Annotated in this window: 1 protein-coding gene; it reads left to right on the top strand. The window is 50.2% G+C overall.

Annotated elements, in window-relative coordinates; all coding sequences use genetic code 11:
* Positions 1–221: hypothetical protein (locus tag ACYVTD_RS19260; protein ID WP_461249177.1), on the top strand; the 221-nt coding region annotated here is incomplete at both ends.

Genomic DNA, 221 nt, shown 5'->3' with positions numbered 1-221 from the left:
ACCTTAAACAGCGTAACCGCGAACGGCTCGTCTACGCAAACTACAACGCAGTTAAAGCTTACCTTTAGCACGGCAATTACAGGTCTTGCCGTTTGCGACATCGCCCTTAGCGGGGTAAAAGGAGTAAGCAAAGGAACGCTCAGCAATTCTGGAGCAGTGTACACAATGACAATCAGCGGATTTACCGCAGGCGGAACTTTGAGCGTAGCGGTGGAGAAATC

Source organism: Treponema sp. R6D11, from assembly GCF_054786075.1.
This window is presented reverse-complemented; position numbering and strand designations above follow the sequence as displayed.